The sequence below is a fragment of the Sphingomonas ginsengisoli An et al. 2013 genome, assembly GCF_009363895.1.
Taxonomy (GTDB): domain Bacteria; phylum Pseudomonadota; class Alphaproteobacteria; order Sphingomonadales; family Sphingomonadaceae; genus Sphingomicrobium; species Sphingomicrobium ginsengisoli.
Genome location: NZ_CP045434.1, coordinates 1374796 through 1398390 on the forward strand (window position 1 = coordinate 1374796; position 23595 = coordinate 1398390).

Annotated in this window: 19 protein-coding genes; 15 read left to right on the top strand and 4 right to left on the bottom strand. The window is 67.3% G+C overall.

Features of this window, described 5'->3' with window-relative positions:
* Positions 1-154: 154 nt before the first annotated feature.
* From GCU42_RS15005 to GCU42_RS06625, 6 genes are all read left to right on the top strand, one after another.
* Positions 155-313 carry a hypothetical protein gene (locus tag GCU42_RS15005; protein ID WP_162789158.1) on the top strand — a complete coding sequence of 53 codons (159 nt, stop codon included), beginning with the start codon at positions 155-157 and terminating at the stop codon, positions 311-313.
* 681 nt (positions 314-994) lie between these two features.
* Positions 995-1450, top strand: coding sequence for a helix-turn-helix domain-containing protein (locus tag GCU42_RS06610; RefSeq protein ID WP_240309358.1), 456 nt, complete (start codon positions 995-997; stop codon positions 1448-1450).
* A gap of 59 nt (positions 1451-1509) precedes the next feature.
* The gene (locus GCU42_RS06615; protein ID WP_152569479.1) at positions 1510-1860 is read left to right on the top strand and encodes a hypothetical protein; all 351 of its coding nucleotides are present in this window, start codon (positions 1510-1512) and stop codon (positions 1858-1860) included.
* A 23-nt stretch (positions 1861-1883) separates the two neighbouring features.
* Positions 1884-2306 (top strand): hypothetical protein, encoded by a 423-nt coding sequence (locus GCU42_RS15010; RefSeq protein WP_162789159.1) that lies wholly within the window; start codon positions 1884-1886, stop codon positions 2304-2306.
* A 149-nt stretch (positions 2307-2455) separates the two neighbouring features.
* Entirely contained in the window at positions 2456-2893 is a 438-nt protein-coding gene (locus GCU42_RS15015) for a JAB domain-containing protein (RefSeq protein WP_168713101.1), read from the top strand.
* Positions 2894-3034: 141 nt separating this feature from the next.
* On the top strand, positions 3035-3490 hold the full coding sequence (locus GCU42_RS06625; protein WP_114226795.1) for a helix-turn-helix domain-containing protein: 456 nt from the start codon (positions 3035-3037) through the stop codon (positions 3488-3490).
* Between the two features lie 362 nt (positions 3491-3852).
* On the opposite strand, the gene GCU42_RS15510 is transcribed toward GCU42_RS06625, so the two are convergent.
* Positions 3853-4980: a GGDEF domain-containing protein gene (locus tag GCU42_RS15510; protein WP_114226796.1), complete on the bottom strand. Its 1128-nt coding sequence runs from the start codon at positions 4978-4980 to the stop codon at positions 3853-3855.
* A 344-nt stretch (positions 4981-5324) separates the two neighbouring features.
* On the opposite strand from GCU42_RS15510, the gene GCU42_RS15625 reads away from it, so the two are divergent.
* Positions 5325-5534, top strand: coding sequence for a hypothetical protein (locus tag GCU42_RS15625; protein WP_425505010.1), 210 nt, complete (start codon positions 5325-5327; stop codon positions 5532-5534).
* A 239-nt stretch (positions 5535-5773) separates the two neighbouring features.
* Here the strand turns inward: GCU42_RS15625 and GCU42_RS06640 are convergent, their stop codons facing one another.
* Together GCU42_RS06640 and uxaC are read right to left on the bottom strand one after the other, a co-directional pair.
* Positions 5774-7174, bottom strand: coding sequence for a mannitol dehydrogenase family protein (locus GCU42_RS06640; protein ID WP_168713102.1), 1401 nt, complete (start codon positions 7172-7174; stop codon positions 5774-5776).
* A complete protein-coding gene (gene uxaC, locus GCU42_RS06645) occupies positions 7171-8583 on the bottom strand; it encodes a glucuronate isomerase (protein WP_114226798.1) in 1413 nt (470 codons plus the stop codon). Before uxaC ends, GCU42_RS06640 begins: the two co-directional genes overlap by 4 nt.
* Before the next feature lie 104 nt (positions 8584-8687).
* Here uxaC and GCU42_RS06650 point away from each other — a divergent pair, with 104 nt between their 5' ends.
* The 3 genes from GCU42_RS06650 to GCU42_RS06660 all read left to right on the top strand — a co-directional run bounded on the left by GCU42_RS06650 (position 8688) and on the right by GCU42_RS06660 (position 13350).
* The gene (locus tag GCU42_RS06650; protein ID WP_240309359.1) at positions 8688-9611 is read left to right on the top strand and encodes a sugar kinase; all 924 of its coding nucleotides are present in this window, start codon (positions 8688-8690) and stop codon (positions 9609-9611) included.
* An 83-nt stretch (positions 9612-9694) separates the two neighbouring features.
* Entirely contained in the window at positions 9695-10960 is a 1266-nt protein-coding gene (locus GCU42_RS06655) for an MFS transporter (protein WP_114226800.1), read from the top strand.
* A complete protein-coding gene (locus GCU42_RS06660; RefSeq protein ID WP_114226801.1) occupies positions 10957-13350 on the top strand; it encodes a glycoside hydrolase family 31 protein in 2394 nt (797 codons plus the stop codon). The genes GCU42_RS06655 and GCU42_RS06660 overlap by 4 nt, the downstream gene beginning before the upstream one ends.
* Positions 13351-13352: 2 nt before the next feature.
* On the opposite strand, the gene GCU42_RS06665 is transcribed toward GCU42_RS06660, so the two are convergent.
* Positions 13353-14135 carry a FadR/GntR family transcriptional regulator gene (locus GCU42_RS06665; protein WP_240309360.1) on the bottom strand — a complete coding sequence of 261 codons (783 nt, stop codon included), beginning with the start codon at positions 14133-14135 and terminating at the stop codon, positions 13353-13355.
* A gap of 173 nt (positions 14136-14308) precedes the next feature.
* On the opposite strand from GCU42_RS06665, the gene GCU42_RS06670 reads away from it, so the two are divergent.
* The 5 genes from GCU42_RS06670 to GCU42_RS06690 are packed head-to-tail and all read left to right on the top strand — an operon-like array spanning position 14309 to position 23592.
* The gene (locus GCU42_RS06670) at positions 14309-16660 is read left to right on the top strand and encodes a TonB-dependent receptor (protein WP_240309361.1); all 2352 of its coding nucleotides are present in this window, start codon (positions 14309-14311) and stop codon (positions 16658-16660) included.
* Positions 16661-16694: 34 nt separating this feature from the next.
* Positions 16695-18014: an alpha/beta hydrolase family protein gene (locus GCU42_RS06675; RefSeq protein WP_240309362.1), complete on the top strand. Its 1320-nt coding sequence runs from the start codon at positions 16695-16697 to the stop codon at positions 18012-18014.
* Complete coding sequence (gene uxuA / locus GCU42_RS06680) at positions 18011-19201, top strand: mannonate dehydratase (protein WP_205214938.1); 1191 nt, start codon at positions 18011-18013, stop codon at positions 19199-19201. The genes GCU42_RS06675 and uxuA overlap by 4 nt, the downstream gene beginning before the upstream one ends.
* A gap of 28 nt (positions 19202-19229) precedes the next feature.
* Positions 19230-21086 (top strand): glycoside hydrolase family 2 protein, encoded by a 1857-nt coding sequence (locus GCU42_RS06685; protein WP_114226803.1) that lies wholly within the window; start codon positions 19230-19232, stop codon positions 21084-21086.
* Positions 21087-21099: 13 nt separating this feature from the next.
* The gene (locus tag GCU42_RS06690; RefSeq protein ID WP_205214939.1) at positions 21100-23592 is read left to right on the top strand and encodes a beta-glucosidase family protein; all 2493 of its coding nucleotides are present in this window, start codon (positions 21100-21102) and stop codon (positions 23590-23592) included.
* Positions 23593-23595: the final 3 nt, after the last annotated feature.

The following is a 23595-nucleotide window of genomic DNA, read 5'->3' on the forward strand; positions in this document are numbered from 1 at the left end:
AGGCACCGGATTGCCCAGCTCCAGGTCGACTATGAACGTGAGGCACTAAGGGCAAGCTGAAGTGTCACCCAGATTGGCCCGCGCATAGTCCACCTTGGACCAACAATTAAATCGCCCATGAGGTAAGTATGACTGGAATATCAGAGGGTTTCACATGCGTCCCGAAGCCATTGTCGCCAGCCGGTTGAGCCCTAAAATTCGCTTGATTCCGCTCAACGAACTTATCGATCGGCTGGAACGAGCCGAGCCGCGGGACGACGTCATTGCGATGTTGAAAAAGGCTCGCGAGATTCGCGCCGCGCAGGGAAAATAGTGCGATCGCTCGCTTTTGGATGCATTATTATCTCAATTTGGCCCAGCGCTCGCGCAAATCCGGCATAGCAATGATTGTGTCGGGGCTTCGCGCGCATGCGAATATACCTAAGCGTCTTAGTGCTTGCGTTGGCCTTCGGCGACTATCGTGCCGAGGCAGGCGAGTTGGGGGCGAGTTCGCAAGCCTCTATTGTGATACGGGTGAGCGTCGCACCTCGGGCATGGGTTGCAGTGGACGGATCGGTATGCCTCAATCTGCCCGCTGCATCCTATCAGGCGTCTCGAGCACGCGGCGAGCCGACGACCGGCACCCTGTCGGATGTTTGTGGCGCTTCGGGTCGCAGTAGGCTGAGTGTTCCCTCAATTCGATCTCAAGAGAGCACTATCATCATTACGCCTGAGTAAACGAACTCTGCTGGCTAGTGTCCGAAAGAGGAGTTACCCTGCGCTGAGATGGAGATGCATCGGGCCGTCTTAGCGAGGAGCGAATTCGTGTTGAGAAGCGCGATCGTGGCAAGCATTGACAGGCGCGCGGAAAGCTTGCGCATCCTTTCACCTCGATGCGGGGCTTAAAGCCCGTTTTCTCGAGGAAAAGGTAAGCCGAGATCGACCTATGATTGCATCACCTTTCGACGAATTGACTGACAAACAGCGGGAGTGCTTGCGCCTCGCGGCTGATCACATGAGTTCGAAAGAAATCGCTCGCGCGCTCGGCATCAGCGCGTCGGCTGTCGAGCAGCGACTGAAATACGCCGTACGCACTTTGGGCGCCCGTGATCGGCGCGAGGCCGCTCGGCAATTCGCGCGCTGGGAGCAAGCTGGCTGTGGGGAATCCACATGTGGGTCACCGGGCGTTGAGGAATTCGAGGCAGGGCCACATCCGGTTATTGTCGAAGCTCGGGCTTCGGACGCATGGGAAGCGGCGCAGCTTGCCGACAGCGCGGGGTATTTTGATCCGCACTGGGACAAGCCGCTCGCTAAAGCGGTCAACTGGCCCTGGGCCGGAGAAGGGCGTCAGCCAGCAGATCTCTCGCCCTCGCAGCGAGTGATTTGGATGGCGGTCATCACGACCGGGCTGCTCCTTGTGTTCGGGGTATTTGTTGCTGGCCTGGAGGCGCTTTCACGCCTTCACGGGTAGCGATCTTTCGGGGTTCGGCATCGGACCACCAGCCCGCGCCGCTCGGCGCCTAGGAGATCATGATGCTCAATGAACGTCGCACCGCAGCCCGCAAGATCGCGGCTAACCTTTTCGCCCTCGAAGAGGCTCTTGATATCGCCCTGGCGCAAGCTGGCGGTCTTGCCGCAACTATCCCGACTGCTCGTGCAGAAGCCCGCGTGTCCGCCGTGGTCGGCCAAGAAGCGATTGGGAGTACGGCCGAGGCATTATCATTTCTAGTCCAGGCACGTGCGAAGGTGATCGAAGCGCATCACCATCTTCAAGAAACGCGAGTTCAGATGGGCCTTCGCGAAGTCAGCGTCGGCGACATCCTGCCCAAGCCCTCCGCTGCATCCACCGATGAAACTCCGCCACTGCGGATTGTCGCGTAAGCCATTGCCTCGCGCCCTGCCAGATGAAAGCCAACTACCTTTTTATTGTGTTTCTTCTCCTGACCGTCGTGACTGCGTTCATCAGAGGAAAGAATACTGAGCAGGTAGGCATCACAATTTATCTGGTGGGGTGCTTGCTGACTGTCTTGGCGGCGTCGCCTGGTGCGACACGCTTCACCGGTGAGGAAACGGGCATTCTTCTGGTCGATCTTACGACCTTTGCTGCTTTTTTTGTCCTCGCGCTCAACGCCAACAGGTTCTGGCCGATATGGGTAACCGCGTTGCTAGCAATTCCGCTTTTCGGGCATCTCGCACGGATGCTCGCTCCCGATATCTTACCGTGGGCCTACGCCGCGATTCTGTCGATGTGGAGTTACCCCATTCTGCTGATCATATTGCTGGCCAGCTTGAAGAGAAGGGCATCGATCAGTCACGGGCCGTTCTGACCGACCTGCTACGCGCTGCTGATCCGGCCTTTGCAGATACAGCGGCAGCATCTTTGCTTGATGTATTTGGATCGCTTCCGCGGCTACTGGCAGCCGACGCTGCGGCCTTACAACGCGTCGTGGCGCATCCCGCCATCATTCGCCAAGTTATGGCAACGCAAGCGGTGATGGAAACTTCGCTTCGTCCGCTGCTGACTGCCGACCTCGGCTCGCCGCCAAGCGGCCAGGTGTTAGTGCGCTATCTCTGGCTCTGCCTGGCTCACTCCGACGTTGAGCGAGTAAGAGTTCTCTTCCTTGACGGCCGCGGACACCTACTTCGCGACGAGGAAATTGCGCGGGGCGACAACCGGCATGCGGTGCTCGACCCGCGGGCAATCGTGAGGCGTTGCCTGGACCTTGGCGCGCAGCGCTTGGTCGTGGCGCACAACCACCCGTCTGGCGATCCGGCGCCATCGGTCACCGATCGCAGGGCGACCGACTCGCTTGTCGCCGCAGCTCGCCTCTTCAACATTCAAGTCGTGGACCACGTCGTTCTCGCCAGCGGTGGTTGGAGCAGCATGCGAGCCTTGGGCTGGCTCGGAAAGTAACCCAAAAAATAACATACGGCTCACTGGTGCAGGTCTCGAAGGCACGGGCGTGTCACACGGGCGGTTAGATTGCCTTCCCGTCACCAGGGCGGTGGCGAGTGACGCAAGTCGAAACTGACTTGGTTGGAGTTGAGGTTACTGATGGGACAGGAAGACAATATCCTTGAATTGAGAATCTCACAGGTTGGCCTCGGGCATCTCAAGGAGTTACTGTCATCGCTCGTCCTCGCCGACGCCGACGCCGACCATAATGAAGGCGAACGCGTCGTTGCCGCATGGCTCAAAGCGCGCAAGCTTCTCGAGAGCCGCCGGAAGAGAGACACTTTTTTCGCGCCAGCCATGTTCGGTGAGGCTCCTTGGGATATCCTCCTCACGCTTTTCGCAACCAGCGAAGGCACGCTTGGCATGAGCGTAAATCACCTCGCCGAGAAATCGGGAGTGCCGGCAACCAGTTGTAAGCGCTGGCTTGAGTATCTCGAACAGGAGCAGCTCATATTCCGTCGGGGACATGATAGGGATCAGCGAATGACGCTTATCGCGCTCACCGATCGCGGCGCGGAACGCATGAGGAGCTACCTCGACGCCATTAGCGTTTAGGCACACCAATGCGGCTAGTCATTTGTCGGCACGGACGCCGACAATTCACTTTGTGAAAAAGGCCGATTGAAAGATTGGCAGCGACCTATTGACGCATATGCCTGATCCAATTGAGGTTCCAGTCTGCCAGATTAGCCAATGAGCAGCGCGACAGCTGGCGGACAATTGATTAGTTGGAGGTCAAGAGCGCCAACCTTCTAAGCGCTGAAGCCTACTCCGCCAAAGTTGAAAAGCGCCGCCGCGGTGTGAGATTAGGACCGGCCGCGGCGGCGCTGCTGCGAGATGTCTTGGGATACAATGACATCTCGCAAGGGTAGGCCCGTCCGCTTGGGGTAAGACGAGCCACACTCGATATTCTTAAACTAGAGGGCAGCTTGCATCGCTGGCCCAGCGGCTGCGAACGTCTGACGACCTCTCTTTACGGCGTAAGAACCTGCATCGGCTCGCTCCAGAAGCTCCTCAAGCCGGCAGGAGCCCCCATCACCTAGAACGCTTCCGATACTCACGCCGATAACGATCGAGACACCGTCGATCTCGTACGGCCGTTCAAGCGTCCTCGTTATGCGTCGCCGCACAAGCTCGACCTCGCCTGGATGCGTGATGGCGGTCTGCAGCAGAGCAAATTCATCGCCGCCGAGCCTGCAGGCGATGCCCGAACCCCCTGCTATGTCCGACAAGCGCCGCGCAACCAACTGCAGAAGGCGGTCTCCAACCAGATGACCATATTGATCATTGACGGGCTTGAAACGATCAAGGTCAAGATAATGCATTGCGAAAGTCCGGGAATCCGAAGCGGTCTCAACCCGACTATAAGCTTCAGCCAACCCCAGTCGATTAGCCAGGCCGGTGAGAGGATCGTGACGGGCCAACGAGCTGAGCAAATCTCGCATGCCGATGTTGTCGGTTGTCCAGCGATACCGAGCGCGAATACTACCAATCCCGCCGATCAGAAGTGCAACGAGAATTAGGCTTAGGGTCAGGTGAGATGGATCTGCGATCATAGCGGACGCTGAGGCAAACGGGATCACCGCGACCAAGAGTGCCAACAGGCTGATGCGGGGGCGGAGTGAAACACCTGCCGCCACTCCGGCGGCATAGCCTACCACCAAAGCTGCAAGCAGGACTTGCATCGCGAGATCGCAAATTAGCATCGCCCGAGCCGCAAATAACCCAAGCAAAGCGGCGAAGGCGATATACGTACTTCCGAAAAGTTTTTCGAATTTTGCGGCGCTCTCCAATGTCCATGGGCGACTCTTCAGTCGGATGCGTTGCAAGGCTAGAACTAGTATTCGCGCGACTGACGCCACCGCGCCCGCGAGCGCGAACCCCGTCAAATAGTGGTCCGAGTGCGGATTTGTCGCGGCGCTTGCGACCAAAACAAATAAAAAGCTCATAATGCTTGTGGGGACGAGATTCGCAAGCAAGCTATCGATAAGCTCGAGATATGTGCTGTCCGAAACTCGATGCTCAATGGGGTCCGCCTCGATCATTCGCGGAGACTGCCGAAACTTATTTCAAACTTACTTCAGATTGCATCCAATGTGGTTGTATCAATCGCAAAGTGCCGCGCGACGTCCCAATCGGATCGGATAGGCTCGGAATGACTCACGACCATGAGAGGTCAGCAAGTCGATGTGCTATCTACACACGCAAGAGCGCTGAGATTAGCAACCACGAAGAGGTAAACTCGCTGCAAGCTAAACGCGAGGTTTGTTCGGCCTACATTCGCTGCCAATCACATCTCGGCTGGGAGGAGATCGCTTAAAAATATGACGGTGCCGGGTGGTCTGGAAGCAACCTCGAGCGTCCAGCTCTCCAGAGCCTTATCGCGGACATTGAACGCCGAAAAGTTCAGACCGTTGCCTTCTATAAAATCGATCGCTTGACGCGGTCTGTAGTCATGGATTTCTCTTCGGGGTCTTCATCCGGAGGTTTAGCGGAACGCGGTCAACGGGTGCGTTTGAAAATTTGGGCGGAGCCAACGCGCGAGACCTGTATCCGCCTCTTATTGGCGGAAGGCGTAACTGTTTCGGCCGAAGTTTAGCCCTGTTCCGGCGACTAATTCCCCTGTTAGGGCAAATAACAGGCAACGCGCGTTCCGCGGCTTTAAAGTGTCAGAAATCGGCAGATCATTGCGTTTGAAAATGCCTGCGATAGGGGGGAAGTGCCCGATCTTGGTACCAAAAATGAGCTGTTTTCGTCTTATTGCATCAAGAGCAGGGAAGAACAGGGTAGAGCACCGTTAGCTCAGCACTGGCCGCGTCACCATCCTGTAGCCGGCGCTCAACTTCCCGCCAGCTCGCGCATTGCCGCCTCGATCGTCCGCCGGTCGGCCTCGCTCGGCACCCAGTCCGAGGCCAGCACGCCGCCCGGCCCGAGCACCGCCGCGACGATTCCGTCGCGGCCCGCCTCGGCCCAGCAGGCCGCCAGCCGTTCCGCCATGGGATCGTTGACCGGCGCCCCGTCGCCACGGACGTGAAGCAGGAAAGCGGCCAGCGCGCGCAGCGTCGCCGGGCTCGCCCGCCCCTGCCCCGCATTGACGGCCAGCGGCTCGAGCCAGCGCTGGGGGATTTTCTGCGAGCCGTCGGTGGCGATCTGCGCGAGGCTGTGCGGCAGTGCGTGGTTGCCGAACCGGGCGAGCAGCGCGTCGGCATAGGCGCCCAGATCCTGCCCCGGCGCCGGGGTCAGGCTGGTGGCCGCTTCCTGCCGCATTAACCTTTCGACCACCGGCGCAATCGCCGGGTCGGCGATCGCCTGGTGGACGAAGCGATGCCCGGCCAGCAGCCCGAGATAAGCGAGCGCCGAATGCGCCCCGTTGAGCATCCGCAATTTCGCCGCCTCGAACGGCGCGACGTCGGCGACCAGCTCGGCGCCGACCTTTTCCCACCCCGGCCGCGGCCCGGCAAACCTGTCCTCGATCACCCACTGGCGGAACGGCTCGGTCACCACCGCCGCTTCGTCGCGCACCCCCGCCGCCGCCGCGATCCGGTCGCGGTCGGCTGGCGTGGTCGCCGGCACGATCCGGTCGACCATCGTCGCCGGGCACGCGCACTCGGCCTCGAACCAGCGCCGCAATGCCGGAGCATGCTTCTCGAGCCACGCGCTCATCCCGCGTGCCAGCACCGCGCCATTGTTCGCCAGATTGTCGCAACTGACCAGCGACAGCCCCGCCAGCCCCTGCGCTTGCCGCTCCGCCAGCCCGCGCGCGAGCACCGCGTAGATCGAATTGCCGGCAGCCTCCGCTTCCGTAAGGTCGATCCCCTCGCCGCTTCGGAAATAGGCCTTCTCAGTCACCGTCAGCGTGACGACCCTGGTCGTCGCCGCCGCGATCAGCGCGGTCAATTCCGCCGGCTGCTCGGGCGCGACCAGCACCTGCCGCACCGCCCCCACCAGCCGCAGCAGATCCCCCGCCGGCGCACGCTCGTCGAGCAGATAGAGCCCGTCCTGCGGGACAAGCGAATCCCTCACCGCCGCCGAGCGCAGCGATACCCCGGCGATCCCCCAGTCGCGGTCGCCCGCGGCCATCGCATCGTCGGTGAACACCGCCTGGTGCGCTCGGTGGAACGCGCCGATACCCAGATGGACGATCCCGATCCCCTGCGCGTCGCGGTCATAGCCTGGCCGCTCTACCTCGCGGTTCAGCCGCTCCACCGTCGCCGGCGCCAGCCGCGGCGGCGCGCTCACAGCTTGTAGGCGCGGCGGGCGAGGCCGACGGTCAGCTCCTCCGCCAGCTCGGCCGCCTCCCACTCCTCGAGCCGGTGCTCGGCGACCAGCCGCGCGAGGAAAGCGCAATCGACCCGCCGCGCAACATCGTGCCGCGCCGGAATCGACAGGAAGGCGCGGGTGTCGTCGTTGAACCCGACCGTGTTGTAGAAGCCCGCGGTCTCGGTGGTCAGCTCGCGATAGCGCTGCATCCCCTCGGGCGAATCGTGGAACCACCAGGCCGGCCCCAGCCGCAGCGCCGGATAATGGCCCGCCAGCGGCGCCAGCTCGCGTGCGTAGGTGCTCTCGTCGAGCGTGAACAGGATGAGCGTCAGCGCCGGCTCGTTGCCGACCGCGTCGAGCAGCGGCTTCAATGCCGCCACATAATCGACCCGCATCGGGATGTCGGCGCCGTTGTCGCGCCCGTGGCTGGCGAACAGCCGCGCATTGTGGTTGCGGTAGGACCCCGGATGCAATTGCATCACCATCCCGTCCTCCACGCTCATCTTCGCCATTTCGGTCAGCATCTGCGCGCGGAACAGCTCGGCATCGGCGGGGCTGGCGTCAGGCCCGGTCACCCGCGCGAACAACGCTTCGGCCTCGGCCACACCGAGGTTGGCGGTGCGCGCCGAAGCGTGGCCATGGTCGGTCGCGGTCGCCCCCGCGGCGCGGAAGTCCGCCCGCCGCCGGCGGTGCGCGGCAAGGTAGCCGACCCACGACCACACGTCCTCGCCGGTCAGCTCGGCAAAGCGCGCCATGGCGGTCGGGAAGACCTCATGCTCGACGTCGATCACCCCGTCGGGCCGGTAGGTGGTGATGACCCGCCCGGGCCAGCCCGAGGCGCGGATCGCGTGGTGCGCCGACAAGTCGGCCTCGGCCCCCTCGGTCGTCGCCAGCACCTCGATCCCGAAGCGGTCGAACAGCGCGCGCGGGCGGAAGTCGGGGGTCGCGAGCAGCTCCTCGATCCGGTCGTAATAATGGTCGGCGGTGGCCTCCTCGAGCTGGACGTCGAAGCCGAGCACGGTCGCGAACGAATGGTCGAGCCACAGCCGCGACGGTGTTCCGCGAAACAGGTGGTAGTGGCCGGCAAACGTCCGCCACGCCGCCCGCGGATCGGTCGCCGGCGCCCCCTCGCGCGACGGCACCCCGAGCGCCTCGAGCGAGACGCCCTGGCTGTAGAGCATGCGAAAAATATAATGGTCGGGCGCAAGCAGTAGCTCGGTCGCATTGCGCCAGGGCTGGTCGTCGGCGAACCACTTCGGGTCGGTGTGGCCGTGGGGCGAGACGATCGGCAGGTCGGCGACCTGACGATACAGCTCGCGCGCGATCCCGCGCTGGACGGGGTCGCTCGAAAACAGTCGATCTTCGTGCAGGGCCAACGGCCGGGTCATCGCGCTACTCTTCCTCCATGGCGCCGAGCGCGAAACATAGCAGCCGGTCTTGGTTTTACCAGTCGCGCGAAATTGGTATGGCCGCTTTGGGGAGCGACACGCGCATGAGCAGGATTGTCATCGTCGGCGAGGGAATGCTCGAGCTGGCGCGTGCGCCATCAGGCGGCGGCTGGCAGCTCGGCCATGGCGGCGACACGCTCAACACCGCCATCCACCTCGCCCGGCTCGGCCGTCCCGTCGCCTTCATGACCGCGCTCGGCAAGGACCGCTTCAGCGACGAACTGCGCGCGGCTTGGCAGGCCGAAGGCGTCGACACCGCCCTCATTGCCACCGACCCCGCCCGCGCCCCCGGCCTCTATGCGATCGCCAACGACCCCGACGGCGAGCGACACTTCACCTACTGGCGCGGCGACAGCGCCGCCCGCCACCTCTTCGCGCTCCCCCACACCGACGCGCTGGTCGCCCAGGCCGCGCAGGCCGACCTGCTCCTCTTCTCGATGATCTCGCTCGCCATCCTCCCCGAGGTCGGCCGCCACCGCCTGTTCGCGCTCGCGCAGCAAGTCCGCGAGCGCGGCGGCAGGGTCGCCTTCGACACCAACTACCGCCCGCGGCTGTGGCCCGACCTCGCCACCGCCCAGGGCGCCCGCCGGCTCGGCATGGCGGTGGCCGACATCGGCTTGCCGACCCGCGAGGACGAGGCCGCGCTCGCCGGCACCGCAGACCTTGCCGCCATCGCCGCCGAGTGGCGCGAGGCGGGGGTCGCCGAGGTCGTCATCAAATGCGGCGGCGAGGGCTGCCTCATCGACGGCAACCTCGTCCCGCCCCCGGCCTTGCTCCAGCCGCGCGACACGAGCGGCGCGGGCGACGCCTTCAACGCCGGCTACCTCCACGCCCGCCTCGCCGGCCAGGCGCCGCGCGATGGCGCCGCCGCGGGTCACCGCCTCGCCGGCTGGGTCGTGATGCACCAGGGCGCCGTCCCGCCCCGCACCGACGACGCGCCCTACGCCGCGCTCGCGCAATTGGTCTAACCAATCTGGACAGGCCAAGGCGCTTGGCCTAGGTTTCGACGCGTGGGCACCGGAGGAGCGGGGCCCGGGAGGACATAAAGCCCATGCGGATTCGCGGCCTTCGCTGGTGGATCGTCGCGCTGATCTGCGCCGGGACGATGGCCAACTACCTCGCCCGCAATTCGCTCGGCGTGCTCGCCGCCGAACTCAAGACCGAGCTGCACATGTCGACGCAGCAATACAGCTATGTCGTCGGCGCCTTCCAGCTCGCCTACACCGTGATGCAGCCGATTGCCGGCGCGATCGTCGACAAGGTCGGCCTGCGCGCCGGCTTCGCTTTGTTCGGCCTCGCCTGGTCGGGGATCAACATGCTCCACGCCTTCGCGGTCGGCTGGCTCAGCCTCGCGCTGTTCCGTGGCCTGCTCGGGCTCGCCGAATCGGCCGCCATCCCCTCGGGCATCAAGGCGGTCGCCGAATGGTTTCCAGCGCGCGAGCGCTCGGTCGCGGTCGGCTGGTTCAACGCCGGCACCTCCTTGGGCGCGCTGATCGCTCCGCCGGTGGTCGCCGCGGTCGCCATCTGGGCCGACTGGCGCTGGGCCTTCATCGTCACCGGCGCGGTCGGGATCGTCTGGGCCGCCTTGTGGTGGCTTTGCTACCGCCCGCCCGAGCAGCACCCCGCCATCACCGAGCCCGAGCTCGAGATGATCGTTTCCGACCGACCCCCGGTGGTCGGCCGCAAGGCGAGCGCGCGCGAGATCCTCTCGGCCAAGCGTTTCTGGGTCATCGCCATCCCCCGTTTCCTGTCCGAACCGGCGTGGCAGACCTTCAGCTTCTGGATTCCGCTCTACCTCGCCACCGAGCGCGGCATGGATTTGAAGCAGATCGCCTTGTTCGCCTGGCTGCCCTTCCTCGCCGCCGACGCCGGCGGCATCCTCGGCGGCTATCTCTCGCCCTTCCTGATGCGGCGCGGAATGCAACTCGTCCCCTCGCGCGTCGCCGGCTTCACGCTCGGCGCCGTCCTGATGATCGCGCCGGGCTGCATCGGCCTCGTCGCCAGCCCCTTCGCCGCCATCGCCCTGTTCAGCGTCGGCGGCTTCGCCCACCAGATGCTGTCGGGCCTGCTCAACACCCTCTCGGCCGACGTCTTCAAGCCCAACGAGGTCGGCACCGCCAACGGCTTCGTCGGCCAGGCGGGGTGGATCGGTGGCCTCCTCTTCTCGCTGCTGATCGGCCAGCTTGCGGACTCGGTCGGCTATACCCCGCTGTTCGGCGCGCTGGCGGTATTCGACCTGATCGGCGCGGCGGTGCTGATCACCTTCATGCGCTTCCTGACCCTTCCCGAACCCGAGCCAGTCCTGAGCCCCGCATGAGACGCGCGACGCTTTCCAACCCGCCACTGTTTGCCGCCACCGCACGCGAGAAAGGCCGCGTCACCCTCACCGCCGACACCGGCGCGGTGGCGCATCTGTTCGTGCTCGAGGACGACATCGTCCGCCTGCTCCTGCTCCGCGACGGCAAGGTCACCAGCCCGCCGAGCTGGGCGATCGCGCCTGGTGCAAGCGACCTCGCCGAGCCCGGCCGCGACCGCCTCGACATCGCCGGCTTCACCTGCCCCGACTTCGATCTCGCCGAAGCCGCCGGCACCCTCACCCTCGCCACTCCGCGCCTTCGCTTGACCGTCGCCCTCCACGGCCTCCGCTGCCGCTGGGAGCAAAACGACGGCGACGGCTGGACGCTGATGGCCGAGGACCGCCCGACCCAATCCTACGACTTCGGCTGGTGGGACGGCCGCGCCCACCACTATCTCGCGCGCCAGCCGGGCGAACGCTACTTCGGCCTCGGCGACCGCGCCGGCGACGCCAACCGCGCCGGCCGCAGCTTCCGCCTCACCAATCTCGACCCGATGGGCTTCGACGCCGAGACCAGCGACCCGCTCTATAAGTCGATCCCCTATCTGCTGGTCGCCGACGCCGCCGGGCACTGCCACGGCGAATTTTTCGACAGCGCCGCCGACGTGACCTACGACCTCGGCCGCGAGCTCGACAATTATCACGGCCTCTACCGCCACGTCGTCGCCGATGAGGGCGACGTCGACCGCTGGATGATCGCCGGTCCCGACCCGCTGGCCGTCACCCGCCGCTTCACCTGGCTGACCGGCCGCCCGGCGATGATGCCGCGCTGGTCGCTCGGCTATTCGGGCTCGACCATGACCTACACCGACGCGCCCGATGCGGCGGCGCAGATGGCGGGCTTCCTCGACAAATGCGCCGAGCACGACCTCGGCTGCACCTCTTTCCATTTGTCGTCGGGCTACACCTCGATCGGCGACAAGCGCTACGTCTTCCACTGGAACCGCGACAAATTCCCGGACCCGGGCGCCTTTGTTGCTTCCTATCGCGACGCCGGCGTTCAGCTCGTCCCCAACATCAAGCCGTGCCTGCTGCGCAGCCACCCGCGCTACGACGAGGTCGCCTCGGCCGGGCTGTTCGTCGCCGACGCCGACGGCCAGCCGGTCGAGGCGCAATTCTGGGACGAGGTCGGCAGCTATATCGACATGACCAACCCCGCCGGCGCGGCCTGGTGGCGCGCGCAGGTCACCAGAGCGCTGCTCGACCAGGGCATCGAGGCGACGTGGAACGACAATAACGAATATGAGCTGTGGGACCGCCGCGCCCGCTTCGACGGCTTCGGTCAGCCCGTCGCGGCGGCGGCGATGCGCCCGCTGCTCCCGCTGCTGATGACCCGCGCCTCGCGCGCGGCGCAGGTCGCGGCGCGCCCCGACCGCCGGCCTTATGTCGTCACCCGCTCAGGCATGGCGGGCTTGCAGCGCTATGCGCAGACCTGGTCGGGCGACAATCGGACCGAGTGGAAGACCATCCGCTACAATGCCCGCCAGTCGCTCGGGCTCGCCTTGTCAGGCGTCTCCAACAGCGGCCACGACGTCGGCGGTTTCGCCGGCCCCGCCCCCTCGCCCGAGCTGCTCCTCCGCTGGGTCCAGGCCGGCGTGCTGATGCCGCGCTTCAGCATCCACAGCTGGAACGACGACCGTACGGTCAACGAGCCGTGGATGTACCCGCAGGCGCTGCCCGCCATCCACCGCCTGATGGCGCTGCGCCAGACGCTCATCCCCTTCTTCTACGACCTGCTCCACCGCTATTGCGCTGACTACGAACCGATGGTCCGCTCGACCTGGCTCGACTTCCCCGCCGACCCCGCCTGCTGGGAGGAAAGCGACGAGCATCTGCTCGGCCCCGACCTGCTCGCCGCGCCGGTGATGGAGCCGGGGGCGACCGAGCGAACGCTCCACCTCCCCGCCGGCACCGAGTGGGTTCACCTCTGGTCAGGCCAGCGCTTCGCCGGCGGCGCGTCCGCGATCGTCGCCGCGCCGCTCGACGGCCCGCCGCCTCTATTCGCCCGCGCCGGTTCGGCCATGCTGGTCGACCTCGCCCGCGGCGGCTGGCGGCTGGAGCCCTACCGGCGCGGCGTCTGGCTGTTCCCGCCAACCGCGGGGTCGTTCGAGTGGAACGCGGTCGAGGATGCGGGCGACGGCGACGGCCCGGTCGACCGCTGGCACCTCACCGGCTCGGCCGACGCCGACCGCATCGACGTGAAGGTGTGGCGCGATGGTCCCGGCTGCTGGGGCGACGACGCGGTCACCATCCTGCTCCCGCCCGGCGACCGGCGCCCGCTCCGCGTCAACGACGGCGCGGGCGAGCCAGTGACCCACGATGGCCGCGCCGGCGTGCGGCTGACGCTGTAGCGCTAGACCGCCGCGCGCCGCGCGAACTGGTTGCGCTTTTCCTTGAGCTCGGCGCGGGTCCGCTCGAGCGCCTCGGTCTCGGTCGCCACCAGCAGCCCTTCGATCACCCGCTGCAGATGGTCGCGCATCGCCGCGCGCGCAGCGGTCGGGTTGCGCTTGCGCAGCGCCTTTAAAATCGTGACATGCTCGTCGATCCGCGGCTGGACCCCCATGCTTCGCGCGGTCGCAAGCATGTGCGCGCACAGCGGCGAGCTGTAGCGCGCGTCCCACAGCGTCTCGATCACGCTGACGATGGCACTGTTCTGCGTCGCCCGCGCGATCACCAGGTGGAACTCGCGATCGGCCTGCTCGCCCGCCACCTGCTCCTGATTCTCGCGGTCCATCTCGGCGATCAGTTGCTCGAGCCGAGCGAGGTCCTCGTCGCTGATCGACACCGCGGCCAGCGCGGCGGTCTCGCCCTCGAACAGCCGCCGCGCCTCGGTCAGTTCGAACGCGCCAATGTCGAGGCTCATCGACAGCGGCCCGACCGGCGGATTGTCGACCACGAAGATGCCCGAGCCGTGGCGCGAGCGGACGAGGCCGGTCACTTCGAGCGCGATCAGCGCCTCGCGGATGGTCGGCCGGCTGACCTGATGCTCCTCGGCCAGGTCGCGCTCGGACGGGATCCGCTGGCCGGGCTTATAGTCGCCGCGCTGGATCGACGCGGCGATCGCCGCCGCCGCCTGCTGGTAGAGCTTGCGCCCCTCGGCCTGGACTCCGCCGGCGATGCCAAGTGGTCTGATCAATGTCCGTATCCCGCTCTTGCCCGCATCCTAGCGCCTCCCCCTCTGTTTCGCAACGCGGCGAATGAGTGGTCAGGCTGATTTGCCGATAAGTGTTCGACCAACCTTGTTGCAAGTGGCTTGACCATTTGGTAACGCCTGAGTCGGAGGCACCTTCGGGTGTGAGGAGGAAAATCATGCAGCATCTTCGTGCAACCGTCGGCACCACTGCGCTTGCGCTGGCCCTACTGGCCAGCCCGGCCATGGCCCAAACCGCCCCCGCCGACACCGCGAGCGCGCAGCCCGCTCCCGCCCCGGCGCCCGCCCCCGATCCGGCCGGCACCGCCTCCGCTGCGTTGAACCAGCCCGACCAGACCGCCCCCGGCGGTCCCACCTCGAACGTCGGCGGCCCGGTCGACAATGGCGAGATCATCGTCACCGCCAACAAGCGCGCCGAGAATGTCCAGAAGGTCCCGCTCGCCGTGTCGGTGGTGTCGCCCGCGCAGCTAGCCGCCGCCGGCGTCCGCAACTTCGCCGACATCGGCAAGATCAACCCCTCGCTGGTGATCCGCCCCGCCGAGCAACCGCAGAACAGCAACATTTCGCTGCGCGGCGTCGGCACCTTCGCCTTCGGCATCGGCGTCGAATCGAGCGTCGCGGTGCTGGTCGACGAAGTCCCGCTGGCCTTCCAGGCGCGCGCCTTCACCGACCTCCCCGACGTGTCGCGGATCGAGGTGCTGCGCGGTCCGCAGAGCACGCTCTACGGCAAGTCGGCCTCGGCCGGCCTCGTCAACATCATCACCCGCGATCCGACCAACAACCTCCAGGTCCGCGCCAATGCGGTCGTCACCGAAGACGATGAGCGCGCGGTCAACTTCAGCGTCTCGGGTCCGCTCTCGCCGACGCTCGGCTACGTCGTCTCGGCGGCCTACAACTATTGGGACGGCAACGTCCGCAACCTCTACAATAACAAGGAGGTCAACGGGCGCCAGACTGTGAACGTGCGCGGCAAGCTGCGCTTCAAGCCGTCGGACCGCGTCGCCTTCACCCTCTCGGGCAATTACATCGACGGCAAGACCGACGTCGGCCGCCCGTTCATCCGCATCTCGCCCAACGCGCGCCTGCGCGGCAATGCGGCGCTGACCCCCGCGGTGGTCTTCCCCGGCGTGACCATCGGCCCCGACAACCAGGACATCAGCAACAATTTCGACAGCCGCACCAAATATAAGGGCGGCGGCGGCTATCTGCGGGGTGAGATCGGGCTCGGCCCGATGAACCTCGTCACCATCACTTCCTACGACCGCTTCCACCTCTACGACTATCTCGACCAGGACGACACCTCGGCGCCGAGCACGCTCGGCAACAACAACCAGGTCGGCCAGTTCAAGTCGCGCCAGACCACCCAGGAGGTGCGCCTGCAATCCCCGGGCGAGCTACCCTTCCGCTATACGATCGGCGCCTATTACGCGCTGACCAAGTTCGAGCGGCCGTTCGTCCGCGGGCCTTATTTCTCGCTCGCCAACTGGTTCGCCACCGCGCGCTCGCGCCAGCTCTCGGCCTTCGCCCAGGCCGACTGGACCGTCGTGCCCCAGCTGACCCTCACCGCCGGCGGCCGCGTCCAGAATGAGAAGGTCAGCTACACCTTCCACGACTTCATCACCAACACGTCGTTCGCCGGGTCGGCCAAGGACACCGCGACCACCTACAAGGCGAGCGTGCGCTACGAGTTTACGCCCAATATCAACGCCTTCGCCACCTACGCGACCGGCTACAAGGGCCAGACCTACGATCTGACCACCGGCTTCAACGCCAACCGCGCCGCCGCCGGCCCGATCCGGCCCGAGAAGTCGCGCGACAAGGAGCTCGGCATCCGCACCCAGTTCCTCAACCGCGCGCTGACCCTCAACGCGACGCTGTTCGACACCAGCTACAAGGATCTGCAGGCGCAGACGATCGAGACGCTCGCCGACGGCACCACCAACTTCCGCCTGACCAACGTCGGCAAGCTGCGCACCCGCGGCGTTGAGCTCGAAAGCTCGCTGCGCGTCGGCGAAGACCTCAACCTCAATGGCGCGGTGACCTATCTCGATGCCAAATACACCTCGTTCGACGTCGCGCAGTGCTATCCGCTGCAAAACGCGACCACCGGCTGCGTGGGAACGCCCGCCCGCCAGAACCTGACCGGCACGCGGGCCATCCAGGCGCCCAAATGGAAGTTCAACGTCGGCGGCGAATTCACCCCCGCGGTGTCGGCCGAGATGCGCGGCGTGATCCAGGCCAATTGGCAATATCAGAGCAAGGTCTATTTCACCCCGATCGATCCGCAGACGATCCAGGGGAGCTACAGCATCGTCAACCTCGGCCTCGGCGTCCGCGATGCCCAGCGCCGGTGGGAGCTGATCGGCTTCGTCAACAACCTTTTCGACAAGCAATATTATGGGTCGCTGGTGAACTCGGCGGGCAACTTCGGCAACCAGATCGCCACCCAGGCGGTGCTGCCGCGCGACTTCCGGCGCTACGCCGGAATGCGGCTGGGCCTGAACTTCTAGGCGGCGGCACCCGCCGCCCGCGAAAGGCATAAGCGTGGGTCAGTTTTGTAAGATGGCACTGCTGGCGGCGGCGGCCGTGGCGGGCGGGACCGCTGCGGCCACGACCCCGGCGCCGGTGACCGGGGCCGCCGCCCGCCCGGGCGTCGACGCGCCCGAGCTCGCTCAGCTCGGCGGCTACGGCGTCGGCGTCGCCACCGACCGCTGGGTCCAGCCGAACCAGGCCGATCCGCTCAAAGGCGCCGACCGCCCCGCCATCGGCGACCGCGTGCTGCCGGTCACCATCTGGTATCCCGCGGCGCACATGGGCGGCGGCACCACCTACCGCACCGCGCTGTCGGGCGAGGACGCGCGCGACGTGCCCTTCACCCTGCCCGGCCTCGCCACCCCCGGCGCCCGCGCCGCCGCCGGCCGCTTCCCGCTGGTGATCCTCGCCCACGGCTACGGCAACACGCCCGAGGTACTGTCCTGGCTCGGCGAGAATCTCGCCAGCAAGGGCTATGTCGTGATCGCCCCCGCCTTCCGCGATCCGGCGATCAGCCTGCGCACCGCCCAGATGCGCGCCGCCCCGGTCGCGCGACGTCCGCTCGACATCGCCTTCGTCACCGCCGAGTCCCAGCGCCGCGCCCGCGCCAGCCGCGGCCTGCCCGCCGCCATCGATCCCGACCGCATCGCGCTGATTGGCTATTCGATGGGTGGCTACGGAGTGCTCACCGTCGCCGGCGCGCCGCTCAACCCGGCCTTCGTGCCCGCCAGCCGCAACATCCTCGCGCCTTATGCTGCGGGCGGAGCGCAGGCCGGCACGCTGGCGCCGAGCGGGCTCAAGGCGGTGGTCGCGATCTCGCCCGCGGTCCGCTGGGGACCGCTGCCGATCTGGACTGGCGCCGAGGCAGGCGCGGTCGCCGTGCCGACCCTGTTCATTGCCGGCAGCCAGGACCATGTCGTCGGCTACGACAACGTCCGCGCCGAATATGACAAGCCTGCTCGCGCCCCGCGTTACCTGCTAACCTTCAAGGAGGCCGGCCACAGCATCGCACTGGTCGGCGCCCCGCCGGCGATGCGCCGCACCTTCTGGGACCAGGACTGGTTCGAGGATTCGGTCTGGCGCAAGGACCGGCTGCTGCCGATCGAAGCCCACTTCATCACCGCCTTCCTCGACCGCTACGTCAAGGACGACGACGCCAAGGCCGCCTACATCGACGGCCTCGTTCCCGACAGCGACGCGGGCGCGTGGCCCGACGCCCCGGTCGGCCGCTACGCCGGCTACAGCCCGGGCCCGCCCGCCGTCACCGTGTGGAAGGGCTTCCAGCCGAGCCGCGCGGTCGGCCTGCGCTTCGAAAGCCGCCCGGGCCGATGAGCGACGCCCCGGTCCGCATGACCCAGGCGATGCGCTGGTTCGGGCCGGCCGATCCCGTCGCCCTGCGCGACATCCGCCAGGCCGGCGCGACCCATATCGTCACCGCGCTCCACGAGGTCCACAATGGCGACGTCTGGTCGCGCGCAGCAGTGCTCGAGCGGCGCGCGCTGATCGAGGCGGCGGGGCTCGACTGGACCGTCGTCGAGAGCCTCCCGGTCCACGAGGAGATCAAGCGCCGCGGGCCAGACTGGGCGCGGCTGGTCGACGCCTATTGCGAAAGCCTGCGCAACCTCGCCGCGGGCGGCATCACCACCGTCACCTACAATTTCATGCCCTTGCTCGACTGGACCCGGACCGACCTTGCCTGGCCCCTCCCCGACGGCGCGCTAGCGCTCCGCTTCGAGTTGGCGATGGTCGCCGCCTTCGACCTTCACATCCTGCGCCGTCCCAACGCCGCCGACGACTATGACCCCGCGCTGGTCGAGGAAGCCGGCCGCCGCTTCGCCGCGCTCGACGAGGCCGGTCGGACGCGGCTCGAGCAGACGATCATCGCCGGCCTGCCGGGCAGCGAGGAAAGCTTCACCGCCGCCCAGTTCCTCGCCGCCGTCCAGACCTTCGACGGGATCGACCACTCGGCTTTGCGCGCCAACCACCTCGCCTTCCTCGAAGCGGTCTGCCCGGTCGCCGACGAGCTCGGGCTCCAGCTCGTCGTCCACCCCGACGACCCGCCCTTCCCGATCTTCGGCCTGCCCCGCGCGGTCAGCACCGAGGCCGACGTCGCCGCGCTCTTCGCCGCCGTCCCCAACCGCTCCAATGGCCTGTGCCTATGCACCGGCTCGTTCGGTGTGCGCGCCGACAACGACCTCCCCGGCATGGTCGAGCGGCTCGGGGACCGGATCGGCTTCCTCCACCTCCGCTCGGTCCAGCGCGAGGCCGGCGGCGCCTTCCACGAAGCCGCCCACCTCGAGGGCGACGCCGACCTCCCCGCGGTGATGGCGAAGGTCGTCGCGCTCCAGCAGCGGACCGGCCGCTCGATCCCGATGCGCCCCGACCACGGCCACCAGATGCTCGACGACCTGACCAAACACACCAACCCCGGCTACTCGCTGCTCGGCCGGATGCGCGGCCTCGCCGAGCTGCGCGGGCTCGAGCGCGGGATCCTGCTCGCGACCACCGGACAAGCCTGATCGATGCAAGGAGTTTGAGGCGATGCGAATGACCCGCTGGGCAATCCTGGCCGCCAGCCTCTTCCTTGGCGCAACCACCGCCTCCGCCCAAACGTCTCCCTCCCCGGCGCTGGTCGCCGCCGACCTCCGCGACGGCCTCGACCTGTCGGGCCCGTGGCACTACTCGATCGACCCGTTCCGCTCAGGCATCGCCGGTTTCCACGGCGAGACTCCCGACATCGGCCAGCAACGCTGGCGCGACGTCGACGTGCGCAGCGCGATGCAGCGCGACAGCCGCGTCCTCTACGAGTTCGACCTCGCCCGCTCGCCGCTGACTTCGCTGCCCTCCTCCTGGCTGACCACCGCGCCCGAGCTGCGCCACTATGACGGCCTGATGTGGTACCAGCGGACCTTCACCGTCCCCGCCGCCCGCCCCGGCCGCCGCTTCCTCCGCTTCGGCGCCGCCAACTACGCCACCCGCGTCTACTTGAACGGTCAGCTCGTCGGGATGCACGAGGGCGGCTTCACCCCCTTCGCCTTCGACGTCACCAAATTGCTCCGCGATGGCGACAACCAGGTCACCGTCGGCGTCGACTCGCAGGCGACCGAAGCGACCGTCCCGCCGCCCGTCACCGATTGGGAGAATTACGGCGGGATCACCCGCGACATCCGCCTGATCGCCACCCCCGACACCTATGTCGACGACGCCTGGGTCCGGCTGACCCGCGACGGCCGGCTGGCGGTCGACGTCCACCTCGACGGACCCCAGGCCGCGGGCCGCCCGGTCCAGCTCAGCATCGCCGGCCTCCGCCTGACCCAGTCGGGCGTCACCGACGCCGCCGGCAACTGGCGCGCGACCATGACCGCCCCCCGCGCGCTCGTCCGCTGGTCGCCCGAACGCCCGCAATTGTACGACGTCGCGATCAGCGCCGGCGAGGACCGCTGGCGCGACCGCATCGGCTTCCGCACCATCGCCGTCCGTGGCCGCGACATCCTCCTCAATGGCAAGCCCATCTTCCTCCGCGGCATCTCGATGCACGAAGAGGAATTGGGCGCCGAGCCGACCCGGGCGATGACACCCGCCGCCTCGCGCGCCCTGCTCGGCGAGATCAAGGACGGCCTCCACGGCAATTTCGTCCGCCTCGCCCATTATCCCCATTCGGAGGTCACCACCCGCCTCGCCGACGAGCTGGGCCTCCTCGTGTGGAGCGAGGTCCCCGTCTACTGGCGCGTCGCCTGGTCGAACCCGGCCACGCTGGAGCGCGCCCGGACGATGCTCGCCGAGAACATCACCCGCGACCGCAACCGCGCCTCGATCGCCATCTGGAGCGTCGCCAACGAGACCCCCGTCACCGACGCCCGCATCGCCTTCCTCCGAACCCTGGTGAGCGACGTCCGCCGCCTCGACGACACCCGCCTGGTCAGCGCCGCCCTGCTGGTCGAGCGCGACAAGGCCGCCGACCATCCGGTGATGACCATGGCCGACCCCCTGGCCTCCGACCTCGATGTGCTGGCGATCAACACCTACAACGGCTGGTACACCAACGACCGGCTGAGCGACCTCGCCACGAGCGAGTGGCGCGTCCCCGCCGACAAGCCGCTCGTCTTCTCCGAGTTCGGGGCCGACGCCCGCGCCGGCTTCCACGACCCCGCCAACAAGCAGAAATTCTCCGAGGAGTTCCAGGCCGATTACTACCGCGCGACGCTGGCGATGGCGCAGAAGCTGCCGACCCTGCGCGGCATGTCGCCGTGGATCCTCAAGGACTTCCGCTCGCCGCGCCGGCAGAACCCCGACTTCCAGCAGGGCTGGAACCGCAAGGGCCTGATCTCGGAGACCGGCCAGCGCAAGGCCGCCTTCGACGTGCTCGCCGGCTTCTACGCCAGCCGCGCCCAGCGCACACGCTGAGGAGAAAATCGTCATGATCAAACGGTTCGCTCTCGCGCTCCTGGCCACCGCCGCCATCGGCGCCGCGCCGCCGCTCGCCCGCCCGTGGCTCTCCCCCGCCGCCCGCGCCGAGCAGGCCGCCGCGCGCACGCCGGACGCGCAATATGCCGTCGCCACCCGCCGCGCCCGCCAGCTCGTCGCGGCGATGACCCTCGACCAGAAACTGCAGCAACTGACCGGCGCCGAGCCCGAGCTGCTCGCCGAGCTGCCGCAATGCTTCGGCGCGCGCCACGTCAGCGCGATCCCCGCGCTCGGCATCCCGACCTTCCGCATCACCAACGGCCCGGTCGGGGTCGGCCAGAACGACTGCGTCGCGCCCTCGGTCCGCGATAGGATCGCCGCCGGGACCGAGAGCAAGTTCGCCGTCTACACCCACCCGACCTCGGCCAAGGCCACCGCGTTGCCGTCGGGGATGGCGGTCGCCGCCTCGTTCGACCCGACCGTCGCGACCCGCTTCGGCGAGGTCATCGCGGCCGAGATGAACGCGCTCGGGCTGCACGTGTTCGAGGCGCCCGGGGTCAATCTCGCGCGGCTACCCGTGCTCGGCCGCAACTTCGAATATTTCGGCGAAGACCCCTTCCTCACCGGGACCATGGCGGTGAGCGAGATCAAGGCGGTCCAGGCCGGCGGACTGATCGCGATGGCGAAGCATTATGTCGCCAACGAGCAGGAAACCAACCGGATGATCATCCAGGAGACGATCGACCCGGCGACCTTACGCGAAATCTATTTGTTGCCTTTCGAGATGGCGGTCCGCGACGGCCATGTCGCGGCGGTGATGTGCTCGTATAACTTCGTCAACGGCGCGCAGGCCTGCGAGAATAAGGCGATGCTGACCGACGTCCTGCGCGGCGACTGGGGCTTCCGCGGCTACGTCCAGACCGACTTCTTCGCGATGAAGAGCACCGTCGCCCCGCTCCGCAACGGCCTCGACCATGAGATGCCGACCCCGATCCACTGGGCGCCCGACAAAGTGCGCGCCGCACTTGCCGCGGGCGAGGTCAGCGAGGTCGAGATCGACCGCGCGCTGACCCGTCGCTTCACCGAGATGTTCCGCGCCGGCATCTTCGACCGCCCGGTCCGGCAGACCCCGCTCGACGTCGCCGCCGGCGGCCGCATCGCGCGCGAAATCGGTGTCCGCTCGGCGGTGCTCCTGCAGAACAACGGCGCCCTGCCGCTCGCCCCGACCGCGCACCGGCTGGTGCTGGTCGGCAAGGCTTCGCAGCCCTTCGCGCAGCAGGCGATCGCTGGCGGCGCGGTGCTCGGCAAGCCGATGGGTGGCGGCGGCGGCAGCTCGGACGTCGTCCCTCACTACACGGTCGCCCCGGCCGAGGGCATTCGCGCGGCGATGCCCGCCGGCGCGGCGCTGTCGGTGGTGCTGGTCGACGACGACAATCGCACCGCCACCATCGACGGTGGCCCGGTGCGCTTCGCCGACGCGCTCGCCGCGGCCGCGGCGGCCGATGCGGTGATCGTCATGGCCGGCACCGTCGCCGAGGAAGGCGCCGACCGCGCCACCTTCCACGACGACAGCGGCCATGCGCTCGCCGCGCCCGCCGCCGCGGGCCAGTCGCTCAACTGGTACAGCGCGCGGCCCAACAGCATCGCCACCGTGCCCGGTGCGCCGGTCACCGGCCGCGGCGGCCCCAACGTCGCCCGCTCGAGCGGGACCGAGGCGATGCTTCGCGCGCTCCTCGCCGCCCGCTCGACCACCGGCCGGACGATGGCGCAGAAGACCGCGCTCGTCCTCAAGGACAATGCCGGCGTCGCGCTCGACCCGGCGATGGTCGGACCGCAGGGGCCGGCGATCCTCGAAGCGTGGTTCCCGGGCCAGGAGGACGGCCGGATCGTCGCCGACCTGTTGTTCGGGCGCGCGGTGCCCGGCGGCAAGACCCCGGTCACCTTCCCCTTCGCGGGGCGCAGCTTCCTCGACACCGTCACCGCCACCCAATTTCCCGGTGTCCTCGACGCCGCGGCGAAGAAGCAGACGGTGACTTACGCGGAAGGCCGGCTGATCGGCTATCGCTGGTACGACGCCAATGCGAGAGGTCGCTGCGCCGCGGTCGGCGGCCGCAATCCGTGCGTCGCCTTCCCGTTCGGCTACGGCCTCTCCTACACCAGCTTCACGCTCGCCCGGCCCAGCCTCGTCACCGAGCGCGCCCGGCTGACCGTCCGCGCCACCGTCCGCAACAGCGGCGCGCGCGCCGGCAGCGAGGTCGTCCAGGCCTATGTCGCCTTGCCCGGCAGCGGCGCCAAGCGCCTCGTCGGCTTCGCCCGCGTCGACCTCGCGCCCGGCGCGTCGCGCACCGTCTCCATCCCGATCGCGCTCGACGGCAGCAATCACCCGCTCCAGTCGTGGGATGCCGCCGCGGGCAAGTGGTTCACGCCCGCGGGCAGCTATCGCCTGCTGGTCGGCACCTCGTCGCAGCCGCGCGACCTCATGACCGCGGGCACCTACCGGCGCTGATCG